Origin of the sequence: Bacillus sp. B1-b2 (assembly GCF_009183415.1) — a bacterium.
In the GTDB taxonomy this organism is placed as follows: domain Bacteria; phylum Bacillota; class Bacilli; order Bacillales; family Cytobacillaceae; genus Niallia.
Map to the genome: position 1 here is coordinate 1 of NZ_WEHU01000002.1, position 13001 is coordinate 13001.

The 13001-nt window shown below is 36.6% G+C and carries 13 protein-coding genes, 1 rRNA gene and 1 riboswitch; all 14 genes read left to right on the forward strand.

All coding sequences use genetic code 11. From position 1 onward, the window contains the following. Nucleotides 1-115, forward strand: a 5S ribosomal RNA gene (gene rrf / locus F9279_RS02040); the annotation flags it as partial. Between the two features lie 203 nt (nucleotides 116-318). Next, nucleotides 319-879, forward strand: a complete 561-nt coding sequence (locus F9279_RS02045; protein WP_152110979.1) for a DUF2179 domain-containing protein — start codon at nucleotides 319-321, stop codon at nucleotides 877-879. Continuing rightward, entirely contained in the window at nucleotides 857-1054 is a 198-nt protein-coding gene (locus F9279_RS02050) for an NETI motif-containing protein (protein WP_152110980.1), read from the forward strand. Before F9279_RS02045 ends, F9279_RS02050 begins: the two co-directional genes overlap by 23 nt. Nucleotides 1055-1161: 107 nt before the next feature. After that, nucleotides 1162-1263, forward strand: a riboswitch (purine riboswitch). Nucleotides 1264-1390: 127 nt separating this feature from the next. After that, nucleotides 1391-1879, forward strand: a complete 489-nt coding sequence (gene purE, locus F9279_RS02055) for a 5-(carboxyamino)imidazole ribonucleotide mutase (protein ID WP_152110981.1) — start codon at nucleotides 1391-1393, stop codon at nucleotides 1877-1879. Further along, entirely contained in the window at nucleotides 1866-3020 is a 1155-nt protein-coding gene (gene purK / locus F9279_RS02060) for a 5-(carboxyamino)imidazole ribonucleotide synthase (protein WP_193224405.1), read from the forward strand. The genes purE and purK overlap by 14 nt, the downstream gene beginning before the upstream one ends. Nucleotides 3021-3023: 3 nt before the next feature. Next, the gene (gene purB / locus F9279_RS02065; protein WP_152110983.1) at nucleotides 3024-4316 is read left to right on the forward strand and encodes an adenylosuccinate lyase; all 1293 of its coding nucleotides are present in this window, start codon (nucleotides 3024-3026) and stop codon (nucleotides 4314-4316) included. Nucleotides 4317-4480: 164 nt separating this feature from the next. Continuing rightward, complete coding sequence (purC, locus tag F9279_RS02070; RefSeq protein WP_152110984.1) at nucleotides 4481-5200, forward strand: phosphoribosylaminoimidazolesuccinocarboxamide synthase; 720 nt, start codon at nucleotides 4481-4483, stop codon at nucleotides 5198-5200. Further along, entirely contained in the window at nucleotides 5193-5447 is a 255-nt protein-coding gene (purS, locus tag F9279_RS02075; RefSeq protein ID WP_152110985.1) for a phosphoribosylformylglycinamidine synthase subunit PurS, read from the forward strand. The genes purC and purS overlap by 8 nt, the downstream gene beginning before the upstream one ends. Then, on the forward strand, nucleotides 5444-6130 hold the full coding sequence (purQ, locus tag F9279_RS02080; RefSeq protein WP_152110986.1) for a phosphoribosylformylglycinamidine synthase subunit PurQ: 687 nt from the start codon (nucleotides 5444-5446) through the stop codon (nucleotides 6128-6130). The genes purS and purQ overlap by 4 nt, the downstream gene beginning before the upstream one ends. Further along, nucleotides 6114-8333, forward strand: a complete 2220-nt coding sequence (purL, locus tag F9279_RS02085; protein ID WP_152110987.1) for a phosphoribosylformylglycinamidine synthase subunit PurL — start codon at nucleotides 6114-6116, stop codon at nucleotides 8331-8333. Before purQ ends, purL begins: the two co-directional genes overlap by 17 nt. Continuing rightward, on the forward strand, nucleotides 8318-9730 hold the full coding sequence (gene purF, locus F9279_RS02090; RefSeq protein WP_152110988.1) for an amidophosphoribosyltransferase: 1413 nt from the start codon (nucleotides 8318-8320) through the stop codon (nucleotides 9728-9730). Before purL ends, purF begins: the two co-directional genes overlap by 16 nt. A 92-nt stretch (nucleotides 9731-9822) precedes the next feature. Next, nucleotides 9823-10854, forward strand: coding sequence for a phosphoribosylformylglycinamidine cyclo-ligase (gene purM / locus F9279_RS02095; RefSeq protein WP_152110989.1), 1032 nt, complete (start codon nucleotides 9823-9825; stop codon nucleotides 10852-10854). A gap of 16 nt (nucleotides 10855-10870) precedes the next feature. Further along, complete coding sequence (gene purN, locus F9279_RS02100; protein WP_152110990.1) at nucleotides 10871-11461, forward strand: phosphoribosylglycinamide formyltransferase; 591 nt, start codon at nucleotides 10871-10873, stop codon at nucleotides 11459-11461. Between the two features lie 2 nt (nucleotides 11462-11463). Beyond that, nucleotides 11464-12999, forward strand: coding sequence for a bifunctional phosphoribosylaminoimidazolecarboxamide formyltransferase/IMP cyclohydrolase (gene purH, locus F9279_RS02105; RefSeq protein ID WP_152110991.1), 1536 nt, complete (start codon nucleotides 11464-11466; stop codon nucleotides 12997-12999). Nucleotides 13000-13001: the final 2 nt, after the last annotated feature.

Below are 13001 nucleotides of genomic sequence, written 5' to 3' on the forward strand. Positions count from 1 at the left end.
TGGTGGCGATAGCGAGAAGGTCACACCCGTTCCCATACCGAACACGGAAGTTAAGCTTCTCAGCGCCGATGGTAGTTGGGGGCTCTCCCCCTGTGAGAGTAGGACGTCGCCAGGCAACCAAAAAGATCTAAAAGCATAAGCTTTTAGGTCTTTTTTTGTTTTATTTTTAATAATTCCCCTTTAAAATAGAGCAATGAAAGTATAATAATAAATTTCTATACAGTATATGATAAATTAGAGGATATTAAGGTTTACTACTCTACTTATAGGAAATTATAAATATAGAATCATTTAATATATATTGAGGTGGGTCAGTAGATGCTTGAAAATAGTGTTACAATGGTAGTAATAATATTAGTAATAAATATTGTTTATGTTTCCTTTTTTACCATAAGAATGATTTTGACTTTAAAAGGACAGAGATATTTAGCTGCATTCATTAGTATGATAGAAGTAGTTATATATGTAATAGGTTTAGGATTAGTTCTAGATAATTTAGATCAAATCCAAAACTTAGTTGCATATGCTGTTGGGTATGGGATTGGTGTCATTGTAGGAATGAAAATTGAAGAAAAACTTGCCCTTGGATATATAACAGTAAATGTCATCTCAAAAGAGTATGATAAGAACCTCCCAAAGGCTCTACGTGAGAAAGGGTATGGGGTGACAAACTGGGAAGCTCATGGATTAGAAGGAAATCGACTTGCGATGCAAATATTGACTCCTAGAAAATATGAGCTAAAACTATATCAGACAATCAAGGAGTTAGATCCCAAGGCATTTATTATTGCTTATGAACCTAAGACAATCTATGGTGGTTTCTGGGTGAAAAGTGTGAAGAAAGGAAAGTTATTTAATGAGCAAGAAAAAGAAGTTTGAGGTTCAGACAAATGAAAGCATATCAGAATGTTTAGATCGTATAAAGAAGGAAGGCTATATGCCTATAAAAAGAATGGAAAAGCCAATCTTTCAAGAAGTTAAAAATAATGGTCAGCTATCATATGAGCCTATTTCTCAACAAATTATATTCGAAGCAATACAAATAGAAGGTTAAATCACGAACGATTAATAGAAGATAAAGATAAATGTTCGATTTTAGGTTGACAATCCATAAATTTGCTTGTTAAGATGGTATAGTGATAAATGGTTAAAAAATCTGACAAAAATATAAATAATAACCCTCATATAATAATGGGAATATGGCCCATAAGTTTCTACCCGGTAACCGTAAATAACTGGACTATGAGGGAAAGTGAATGAAAATGAGCTGAAACGAGTAGTAGATTATACTCCATTCAGGTTTCTTTGAGCTCTGGACAGATACTTTCTCTCTTTTGGTGTAGAAGTTTTCTGTCTAGAGCTTTTTTATTTGGAATTCAGGAGGGGAAATATGACTGCATCCGTTGGCGTTATAATGGGAAGTAAATCTGATTGGGAAACGATGAAACATGCTTGTGCTATTTTAGATCAATTAGAAGTAGATTATGAGAAAAAAGTAGTTTCGGCTCATCGAACTCCTGATTTGATGTTTGAATATGCAGAGAGTGCTAGAGATAGAGGATTAAAAGTAATTATTGCTGGTGCAGGAGGAGCAGCTCATTTACCAGGAATGGTTGCGGCAAAAACGACATTACCTGTTATAGGAGTTCCTGTTCAATCAAAAGCACTAAATGGTTTAGATTCACTACTATCTATCGTGCAGATGCCTGGTGGTGTACCTGTTGCTACAGTAGCTATTGGAACGGCTGGGGCTAAGAATGCTGGACTATTAGCTGCTCAGATATTAGGAGCTACAGACAAAGGTTTGGTTGATAGACTAGATACATTTAGAGAAAAAACTAAAAAAGAAGTATTAGAAAGTAGTGATGAGCTTGTCTAATCAAATGATATTACCTGGTCAAACAATTGGCATAATTGGTGGAGGACAGTTGGGGCGTATGATGGCCATTGCAGCAAAAGCTCAAGGCTTTAGAATAGCTGTCTTAGATCCAACGGAAGACTCTCCATGTGGTCAGGTAGCAGATTACAAGATTGTAGATGCTTATGATAATTTAGCTGCTATTAAAAGGCTTGCTGCCATAAGCGACGTCATTACATATGAATTTGAAAATATTGATGCTGACTGCCTTGACTGGTTAACTGTTCATGCAAATGTACCTCAGGGGTCAAGTCTTTTAGAAATAACTCAAGATCGTATAAAAGAGAAACGAGCAATTGAGCAGGCTGGTATAAAGGTAGCTCCTTACGTAGTAGTAGAAAAGATAGAAGATATTCATTCGGGATTAGTGGAATTAGGATATCCAACTGTTTTAAAAACTGCTCGGGGAGGTTATGATGGAAAAGGCCAGTATGTAATTAAAGATAGTAGCCAGATTGTAGAAGCCGGAATGCTTTTAGAAAATGGAGTTTGTGTTTTAGAAAAATGGATTCCATTTCACAAAGAAATTTCTGTCATTATTACCAGAAATGGAAAAGGCGAAAGTACTGTTTTTCCAGTAAGTGAAAATATCCATCTTAACAATATACTTCATGAATCTATTGTTCCAGCTCGTATTAGTGACTACGCAAAGGATTTAGCAATGGAAAAAGTAAATAAGCTAGCAGAACATCTAAATCTAGTAGGAACTTTGGCTGTGGAGATGTTTTTAACAGCAGATGATGATATATACATTAACGAGTTGGCTCCAAGACCACATAATTCTGGTCATTACACAATAGAGGCATGTGAAACTTCACAATTTGAACAGCATGTTCGCGCTGTTTGTAATTGGCCATTAGCTAGTACTAGGCTATTAAGACCTGTTGTAATGGTTAATATTCTCGGTCAACATCAAGCAACTATTATAGATAGAATATCAGAACTACAAGATTGGAAAATCCATCTTTATGGGAAACTTGAGCCTAAAGAAAATAGGAAAATGGGGCATGTAACATTGCTTCGATCTTCTGTAGAGATAGCACTTGATGAAGTGGAGAATTCTAACATTTGGAACTTACAAACAGAAAAAATCGGAGGATAAAAAATGATCGATCGTTACACAAGACCAGAAATGGCAAGAATTTGGACAGAAGAAAATCGTTTTCAGGCATGGTTAGAGGTAGAAATTCTAGCATGTGAGGCATGGGTGAAATTAGGAGATATTCCAGAGGAAGATGTAAAAAAAATACGTGAAAATGCTTCTTTTGATATTGCTCGCATCCAAGAAATTGAAATGGAAACAAGACATGATGTTGTTGCTTTCACAAGAGCGGTATCTGAATCATTAGGGGAAGAAAGAAAATGGGTTCACTACGGTTTAACTTCAACAGACGTTGTGGATACAGCTCTTTCTTACTTGATTAAACAAGCAAATGAGATTCTCTTAAAAGATATAGAGAACTTTATTGAAATACTAAAAAATAAAGCAAAAGAACATAAATATACAGTAATGATGGGTCGTACTCATGGAGTTCATGCAGAACCAACTACTTTTGGTTTGAAGCTTGCATTATGGCATGAAGAAATGAAAAGAAATTTAGACAGATTTAAAGCTGCAGCTGAGGGTATTGAATACGGAAAAATTTCCGGAGCAGTTGGAACTTATGCAAATATTGATCCATTTGTAGAACAATATGTGTGTGAAAAATTAGGAATTAAGCCAGCACCAATCTCCACACAAACATTGCAACGTGATCGTCATGCTGATTATATGTCTACCCTAGCATTAATTGCTACTTCTATAGAAAAATTTGCAACAGAAGTTCGAGGACTTCAAAAAAGTGAAACAAGAGAAGTGGAAGAATTTTTTGCAAAAGGGCAAAAAGGATCTTCAGCAATGCCACATAAACGTAATCCTATTGGCTCCGAGAATATGACAGGTCTTGCTCGCGTAATTCGTGGTCATATGTTAACAGCATATGAAAATGTATCACTATGGCATGAAAGAGATATTTCCCATTCATCAGCAGAACGTATTATTCTTCCTGATGCAACTAGCTTATTGAACTATATGTTAAATCGTTTTGGAAATATCGTGAAAAACTTAACGGTATATCCAGAAAATATGAAACGAAATATGGATCGTACTCTAGGATTAATCTATTCACAAAGAGTATTACTTGCTCTAATTGACAAAGGTTTAACAAGAGAAGAAGCATATGATACTGTTCAACCACGAGCAATGGAATCTTGGGAAAAACAAGTGCCATTTAGAAGCCTAGTAGAAAGTGATGAGCTAATCTCTTCCAAACTTTCAAAAGAGGAACTTGATGATTGCTTCGACTATCATTTCCATATTAAACATGTTGATACGATTTTCGATCGACTTGGACTTTAATTACTAATGATTAAATAAAAAACTGTATTATTTTCCGGTTGATTTTCGAAGAAGGGGTTATACCTGAAACGAAAATCAACCAACTCATTTAGAAGAAATTATGTTTAACACGTAATACAAATTCGATTTTATCCCTAATTTTTTTGATAAGGAGACTCTTCAAAATGGAAAAGAGAGCTTTATTGTACGAAGGAAAAGCGAAAAGAGTGTATCAAACATCTGATGAAAATATTGTATGGTTAGAATACAAGGACTCAGCAACTGCCTTTAACGGAGAGAAAAAAGCAACTATTAATGGTAAAGGCCGCTTAAATAATGAGATTACTAGTTTACTATTTCAAAAGCTAAAAGATTTCGGTATTCCCTCTCACTTTGTAGAGCGATTATCTGAAACGGAACAGCTTGTGAAAAAAGTGGATATTATTCCTTTAGAAGTGGTTGTTCGAAATCTTGCAGCAGGCAGTTTTTCAAAAAGATTAGGAATAGAAGAAGGACTTCCGTTATCAAAGCCACTAGTCGAGTTTTATTACAAAGATGATTCTCTTGGTGACCCATTGATTACAGAAGACCATATCGAAGAATTAAAGCTAGCATCTAAAGAAGAAGTCGAGTTTTTAAAGATAAAAGCTCTTGAAGTAGACGAAGTTCTAATCAGATTTTTCTCGGAATTGGGAATTATTTTAGTAGACTATAAATTAGAATTTGGTATAGATAAGGATGGAAATATTCTGTTAGCGGATGAAATTTCACCAGATACTTGTCGATTATGGGATAGTGAAACAAAAGAGAAGTTAGATAAAGATGTTTTTCGCCGTAACTTAGGAAACTTAACAGAAGCGTATGAAAATATATTAGCAAGACTAGGGGGAAGTCAACATGTTTAAAGTTAAAGTATATATCACATTAAGAGAAAGTGTTCTAGATCCACAAGGAAATGCAGTGAAAGGGTCGCTTCATTCTTTAAATTATAAAGAAGTTGAAGATGTTCGTATTGGAAAATATCTAGAGTTAACGATTGATAAATCTGATAGAAGCATAGATGAACTTGTAAAAGAAATGTGTGAGAAACTATTAGCTAACACTGTAATCGAAGACTACCGCTATGAGGTAGAGGAGGTTGTTGCACAGTGAAATTTGCAGTAATTGTCTTTCCTGGATCCAACTGTGATGTTGATATGTTTCATGCTGTAAAGGATGAGCTTGGAGAAGAAGTAGAATATGTTTGGCATGATACAGATAGCTTAGAAGGTTACGATGGCATTTTACTTCCTGGTGGTTTCTCTTATGGAGATTACCTTCGTACTGGTGCTATTGCTAGATTTAGTAATGTCATGAAAGAAGTTGTTAAAGCAGCAGAAGCAGGAAAGCCTGTACTTGGTGTATGTAATGGATTTCAAATTTTACTAGAAGCAGGTTTACTTCCTGGTGCTATGAGAAGAAATGAAAGCTTAAAGTTTATCTGTAAGCCTGTTGAATTGAAAGTAGCCAATAACGAAACTATGTTTTCTTCTGAATATGACATGAACGAGGTTATTACAATTCCAATTGCACATGGTGAAGGTAACTATTATTGTGATGAGGAAACTCTTAAACAATTAAAAGAGAACAATCAAATTGTTTTTACTTATAAAGGAACTAATCCGAACGGTAGTTTAGAAGATATTGCAGGAATCACAAATGAAAAAGGAAATGTTCTTGGAATGATGCCACACCCAGAAAGAGCGGTAGATGAATTACTAGGTGGAGCAGATGGTCTAAAAATATTCAAATCAATTGTTAGTCAATGGAGGGAAGCAAATGTCGTTAATGCTTGAGCCAAGTCCACAGCAAATTAAAGCAGAAGAAATATACAAACAAATGGGTGTAACAGATGAAGAATTTGCGATGGTAGAAGGTATTCTTGGTCGCCTTCCAAACTACACAGAGATTGGTTTATTTTCAGTTATGTGGTCTGAACACTGTAGCTATAAAAATTCAAAACCTGTTCTAAAGAAGTTTCCTACAACTGGTCCACAAGTGTTGCAAGGACCTGGTGAGGGAGCGGGGATTGTTGATATAGGTGATGGTCAGGCAGTTGCTTTTAAAATAGAGAGTCATAATCACCCTTCCGCTATTGAACCATATCAAGGTGCTGCAACTGGGGTAGGCGGAATTATCCGTGATGTTTTCTCTATGGGTGCTAGACCAATTGCTATTCTGAATTCTCTACGTTTTGGTGAATTAGATAATGAACGTACGAAATATCTTTTCAAAGAAGTAGTAGCAGGGATTGCCGGTTATGGAAACTGTATTGGGATACCTACAGTTGGTGGCGAAATAGCATTTGATCCTTCTTATGCTGGAAACCCACTTGTGAATGCAATGTGTGTTGGTCTTATTAATCATGAAGATATTAAAAAAGGTCAGGCGCATGGTGTTGGGAACACCGTTATGTATGTAGGCGCAAAAACAGGGCGTGATGGTATTCATGGTGCTACCTTTGCTTCTGAAGAATTAACGGAGAATTCTGATGAGAAACGACCAGCTGTTCAAGTAGGAGATCCATTTATGGAAAAGCTTTTACTAGAAGCTTGTCTAGAGTTAATTCAATCAGATGCATTAGTTGGTATTCAAGATATGGGAGCTGCTGGACTAGCAAGCTCTAGTGCGGAAATGGCAAGTAAAGCTGGTTCAGGAATTGAAATGAACTTAGATTTAGTTCCACAGCGTGAAACAGGAATGACAGCATATGAAATGATGTTATCAGAATCACAAGAACGTATGTTAATTGTAGTGAAAAAAGGAAGAGAGCAAGAAATCAAAGATCTTTTCCATAAATATGATTTAGAGGCAGTAGCAATTGGTGTGGTAACAGATGATAAAATGCTTCGTCTTCTTCATAAAGGAGAGGTAGTAGCAAATGTTCCTGCAGATGCTCTAGCAGAAGATGCACCTGTTTATCATAAACCATCAAGTGAACCTAATTACTATCGTGAGTTCCAAGCAATGGATTCTACTATTCCTCATGTAGAGAATTATGGAGAGGCACTTACTAATCTATTAAAACAACCTACCATTTCAAGTAAAGAGTGGGTCTATAATCAATATGATTATATGGTTCGTACTAGTACAGTAGTTGCGCCAGGCTCTGATGCAGCAGTAGTACGTATCCGTGGAACAAAGAAAGCATTAGCAATGACAACAGATTGTAATGCAAGATATTTATACTTAGACCCAGAAATGGGTGGGAAAATTGCTGTGGCAGAAGCAGCTCGTAATGTCATTTGTTCAGGTGGAGAGCCACTCGCGATTACAGATAACTTAAACTTTGGAAATCCAGAGAAGCCTGAAATTTTTTGGCAAATTGAAAAAGCAGCAGACGGTATTAGTGAGGCTTGCTTAGCATTAAATGCGCCAGTAATTGGAGGAAATGTCTCTTTATATAATGAAACAAATGGAACAGCTATTTACCCAACACCTGTAATTGGAATGGTTGGCTTAATTAAAGATACAAAAGATATTACAACACAAAGCTTTAAGTCTGCTGGGGACCTTATTTATGTATTAGGAGAAACAAAGCAAGAGTTTGGTGGAAGTGAACTTCAAAAGATGGTCGAAGGATCTATCTCTGGTAAAGCTCCAGAGCTTGATTTAGAAGTAGAAAAAGCTCATCAAGCAGCTGTTTTAGAAGCTATCCGTGCAGGAGTGGTGGAGTCTGCTCATGATTTAGCAGAAGGCGGATTAGCCGTTGCTGTTGCAGAAAGCTTGTTTAGCTCAAATGGATTAGGAGCAGATGTGAATGTAGAGATGATTGATGCTACTACAGCGTTATTCAGTGAATCACAATCGCGTTTCTTACTTTCTATTAAATTAGAAAACAAAGCAGCTTTTGAAAGTTTAGTTCCTGCTACATTAGTTGGAGAAGTAACAGATACAGCACTTCTTACCATTAGCCAAGGGGAAAAAATTCTAGTAAATGAACAGGTTAATTCCCTAGAGGATTCCTGGAGAGGAGCAATTCCATGCTTGCTGAAATAAGAGGGTTAAATGAAGAATGTGGTATTTTTGGTGTTTGGGGACATGAGGATGCTTCACAACTGACATATTACGGACTTCATAGCCTGCAACATCGCGGCCAAGAAGGAACAGGAATTGTTGCAACAGATGGGGAAAAATTAAAAGGAATTAAAGGAGAAGGATTAGTTTCTGAAATATTTACCCAAGAGGCAATTAAAGAGTTAACAGGAAAAGCTGCAATTGGTCATGTTCGTTATGCGACAGCTGGAGGTGGCGGATATGAAAATGTTCAGCCACTCCTTTTCCACTTTCAAAGTGGTAGCATGGCACTTGCTCATAATGGGAACTTAGTAAATGCTACAGCATTAAAAAGTCAATTAGAAGCTCAAGGGAGTATCTTTCAAACAAGCTCTGATACAGAAGTACTTGCACATTTAATTAGACGTGGTGGATTTGCTGCATTTAAAGAGAGAGTGAAGAATGCCTTAACGATGATTAAAGGAGCATATGCTTTTCTGATTTTAACAGAAACAGAATTAATGGTTGCATTAGATCCGAATGGAATGCGCCCATTATCTTTAGGTAAAATTGGAGAAGGTTATGTAGTAGCTTCAGAGACTTGTGCATTTGATGTGGTTGGAGCTGAATTTATTCGAGATATTCTTCCTGGTGAGCTATTAGTTATTGATGATAACGGCTTTCGTTCAGAGATGTTCTCCGTTGCATCCAATATTGCCATGTGTACAATGGAATATGTTTATTTTTCTAGACCTGATAGCAATATTAATGGAATCAATGTGCATACAGCTAGAAAAAATCTTGGGAAAAGACTGGCGGTTGAAGCTCCAATTGAAGCGGATGTAGTTACAGGAGTTCCTGATTCTAGTATCTCAGCAGCAATTGGCTATGCAGAAGCAACAGGTATTCCCTATGAACTAGGCTTAATTAAGAATCGCTATGTTGGTCGTACCTTTATTCAGCCATCTCAATCTCTTCGTGAACAAGGGGTTAAGATGAAGTTATCTGCTGTTCGTGGAGTAGTAGAGGGGAAAAGAGTCATCATGGTAGATGATTCCATTGTACGAGGTACGACAAGTAAGCGAATAGTTAATATGCTAAGAGAAGCTGGAGCGACAGAAGTACATGTGTTAATCAGCTCACCACCAATTAAAAACCCATGTTTCTATGGTATTGATACATCTACAAAAGAAGAGTTAATTGCTTCTAAGTACTCAGTAGAGGAATTACGAGAAATTATTGGCGCAGATTCCCTGATTTTCTTAAGTACAGAGGGAATGATTGATGCAATCGGTCGTACAGATGATGGTGAAACAAGAGGTCATTGTTTAGCTTGTTTTACAGGAAAATACCCAACAGAAATATATCCAGAAGCGATACAATCGTATGAAAAAGTATAAAAAATTTATGGAGGAAAAGCGACATATCTACATGTCGCTTTTCCATTGAGGATAATAAAACAGACTTTTCTGATAATGTAAGGAGGAGCAAAATGGCTGAAGCGTATAAGCAAGCAGGAGTTAATATTGAAGCTGGATATGAAGCTGTTACAAGAATGAAAAAGCATGTGAATAAAACAATTCGTCCTGGAGTAATGGGAGGATTAGGTGGTTTTGGCGGCATGTTTGATCTATCGGTATTAAACTTGAAAAACCCTGTCCTTGTATCTGGAACAGATGGAGTAGGAACCAAGTTAATGCTTGCATTTATGCTAGACAAACATGACACCATTGGTATAGATGCTGTAGCGATGTGCGTAAATGATATTGTTGTACAGGGAGCAGAGCCAATTTATTTTCTTGATTACATTGCTTGTGGTAAAGCAGTTCCTACGAAAATTGAAGCCATTGTAAAAGGAATAGCAGATGGCTGTGAACAAGCAGGCTGTGCACTAGTAGGTGGTGAAACAGCTGAAATGCCAGGCATGTATAAGGAAGAAGAATATGACCTAGCTGGTTTTGCAGTTGGAGCTTGTGAAAAAGAGCAAATCATTACAGGTGAAAAAATTACGGCGGGAGACGTTTTAATTGGATTAGCTTCTAATGGAATTCATAGTAATGGTTACTCTCTTGTTCGTAAGTTATTCTTTGAAAAGGCAGATATGTCTCTAACAGATTATGTGGAAGAGTTTGGATCTACATTGGGGGATGAATTAATAAAACCTACAAGAATTTATGTGAAATCAATTCTTGCAGCCTTGAGAAAATTTGAGATTAAGGGTCTTGCTCATATTACAGGTGGCGGTTTTATAGAAAACATTCCAAGAATGCTACCAGAGGGATTAGGCATGGAGCTTCATGAAGCAAATTGGGAAGTACCAGCTGTTTTCCGTAAGATGGAGGAAATTGGTGAACTAGATAGAAAAGAAATGTACAATATTTTTAATATGGGTACTGGAATGGTATTAGCAGTAGATAAAGCATTAGAAGAGCAAGTGCTTAGCTTTCTTCATGCCCTTGGTGAAAAAGCTTATACAATAGGTAATGTAACGAATGACGGAGAATACAAAATACTCCTAAAATAAGCTTGGAGGAACTTAGATGAAACGTCTTGCTATATTTGCTTCTGGAAGTGGATCAAACTTTCAAGCGATAGTTAATGCCGTTAAAAATGGAAATTTATCAGGCTCTATCAATCTATTAGTTTGTGATCAAAAATCTGCTTATTGCATTGATAGAGCAGCAAAAGCGAGCATTCCCTCCTTTGTTTTTACTGCTAAGAATTATCCAAATAAAGAGGAGTATGAGAAAGAAATCCTACAGTATTTGATCGACAAGGAAATAGATTTAATTGTACTTGCAGGTTATATGAGATTAATAGGAAATACCTTATTACAGGCCTATTCGGGCAGAATAATTAACGTACATCCCTCTCTACTACCCTCCTTTCCAGGAAAAGATGCCATTGGTCAGGCTTTAGAAGCAGGAGTAGAGCAAACAGGGATTACCATTCATTATGTAGATGAAGGAATGGATACAGGTCCAATAATTGCACAGCAAGCTATACAAATAGATAGAAATGAATCAAGAGAGAGTTTACAAGAGAAGATTCATGCATTAGAGCATCAACTTTATCCTAAAGTCATACAACAACTACTGAATGAAGACCAGATCGAAAATCAGGGGGTATAATTATGAAAAAAAGAGCGTTAATTAGTGTATCAGATAAATCGGGAATTACTGAATTTGCTAAGCAACTACATGAATTGGGATATGAACTGATATCTACAGGTGGAACAAAGAAAGCTCTTCAAGATAGTGGTATACCTGTTAAAAGTGTAAGTGATGTAACAGGTTTTCCTGAGATTTTAGAAGGAAGAGTAAAAACATTGAATCCTTATATTCATGGTGGGTTGCTTGCAAAATTTGACGAACCTGGTCATGTTGCCGAGCTAGAAGAGCATCATATTAATCCTATTCAAATTGTATGTGTGAATTTATATCCATTTCAACAAACCATTGCAAAGCCTGATGTAACGGTAGAGGATGCTATTGAGAATATTGATATTGGTGGACCTACAATGTTGCGTGCATCTGCGAAAAATCACCAATATGTAACGGTGGTTGTAGATCCAGTTGATTATGAAACTATTATTTCTGAATTAAAGCAGGATGGAGAAGTACAATTCGAAACAAGACGTAGGCTAGCTGCTAAAGTATTCCGTCATACAGCAAGCTATGATGCTATGATTGCAGAATATATGACTGAGTTGACACAAGAAGAAACACCAGAGAAATTAACGGTGACATATGAATTGAAGCAATCTCTACGTTACGGAGAGAATCCACATCAAAAAGCAGCTTTTTATCGTAAGCCTTTAGGATCAGCATTTTCTATTGCTAATGCTACACAATTACACGGAAAAGAGCTTTCTTATAATAATATCAATGATGCAGATGCGGCTATTCAGATTGTCAAAGAATTCTCTGAACCAGCTGCAGTTGCTATTAAGCATAGTAATCCATGTGGAGTAGGTATTGGAGAAGATATTTTCAGTGCATTCACAAGAGCATTTGCTGCAGATCCTGTATCTATTTTTGGTGGAATTATTGCATTGAACAGAGAAGTAGATGCTGAAACAGCAAAGAAACTACATGAAATTTTCTTAGAAATTGTTATTGCACCTGCCTTTTCCGCAGAGGCACTTGAAATTTTACAAGGGAAAAGGAATATTCGCTTATTAACCATACCATTTAACACTGGTAGCGATAAAGAAATGAAATTAACATCCATTGAAGGTGGATTATTAGTACAAGATTTTGACCGTTATACATTAGAGGATGCTACTATTTCCATTCCAACTGATAAGAAACCAAGTGATGAAGAGTGGGAAGCACTAAAATTTGGTTGGAAAGTGGTTAAGCATGTTAAATCGAATGCGATTGTAGTGAACAACAGTGAAATGACGTTAGGTGTAGGTGCTGGTCAAATGAATCGTGTAGGCTCAGCAAAAATTGCCCTAGAGCAAGCTGGAGAAAAAGCAGTAGGAGCCGTTCTTATATCTGATGCCTTTTTCCCAATGGATGATACGGTGGAAGCGGCAGCTAAAGCAGGTGTAACTGCTATCATTCAAACTGGTGGAAGCATTCGTGATGAAGATTCTATTAAGAAAGCAAATGAGTACGGAATTGCTATGGTATTAACTGGGGTTAGACATTTTAAACACTAAGA

Bases quoted from the DNA above. Each gene is read 5' to 3' on its own strand.
- purK (WP_193224405.1), top strand. From the start codon at position 1,866: ATGAGCTTGTCTAATCAAATGATATTACCTGGTCAAACAATTGGCATA.
- F9279_RS02045 (WP_152110979.1), top strand. From the start codon at position 319: ATGCTTGAAAATAGTGTTACAATGGTAGTAATAATATTAGTAATAAAT.
- purB (WP_152110983.1), top strand. From the start codon at position 3,024: ATGATCGATCGTTACACAAGACCAGAAATGGCAAGAATTTGGACAGAA.
- purM (WP_152110989.1), top strand. From the start codon at position 9,823: ATGGCTGAAGCGTATAAGCAAGCAGGAGTTAATATTGAAGCTGGATAT.
- purE (WP_152110981.1), top strand. From the start codon at position 1,391: ATGACTGCATCCGTTGGCGTTATAATGGGAAGTAAATCTGATTGGGAA.
- purC (WP_152110984.1), top strand. From the start codon at position 4,481: ATGGAAAAGAGAGCTTTATTGTACGAAGGAAAAGCGAAAAGAGTGTAT.
- purN (WP_152110990.1), top strand. From the start codon at position 10,871: ATGAAACGTCTTGCTATATTTGCTTCTGGAAGTGGATCAAACTTTCAA.
- purF (WP_152110988.1), top strand. From the start codon at position 8,318: ATGCTTGCTGAAATAAGAGGGTTAAATGAAGAATGTGGTATTTTTGGT.
- purS (WP_152110985.1), top strand. From the start codon at position 5,193: ATGTTTAAAGTTAAAGTATATATCACATTAAGAGAAAGTGTTCTAGAT.
- purH (WP_152110991.1), top strand. From the start codon at position 11,464: ATGAAAAAAAGAGCGTTAATTAGTGTATCAGATAAATCGGGAATTACT.
- F9279_RS02050 (WP_152110980.1), top strand. From the start codon at position 857: ATGAGCAAGAAAAAGAAGTTTGAGGTTCAGACAAATGAAAGCATATCA.
- purL (WP_152110987.1), top strand. From the start codon at position 6,114: ATGTCGTTAATGCTTGAGCCAAGTCCACAGCAAATTAAAGCAGAAGAA.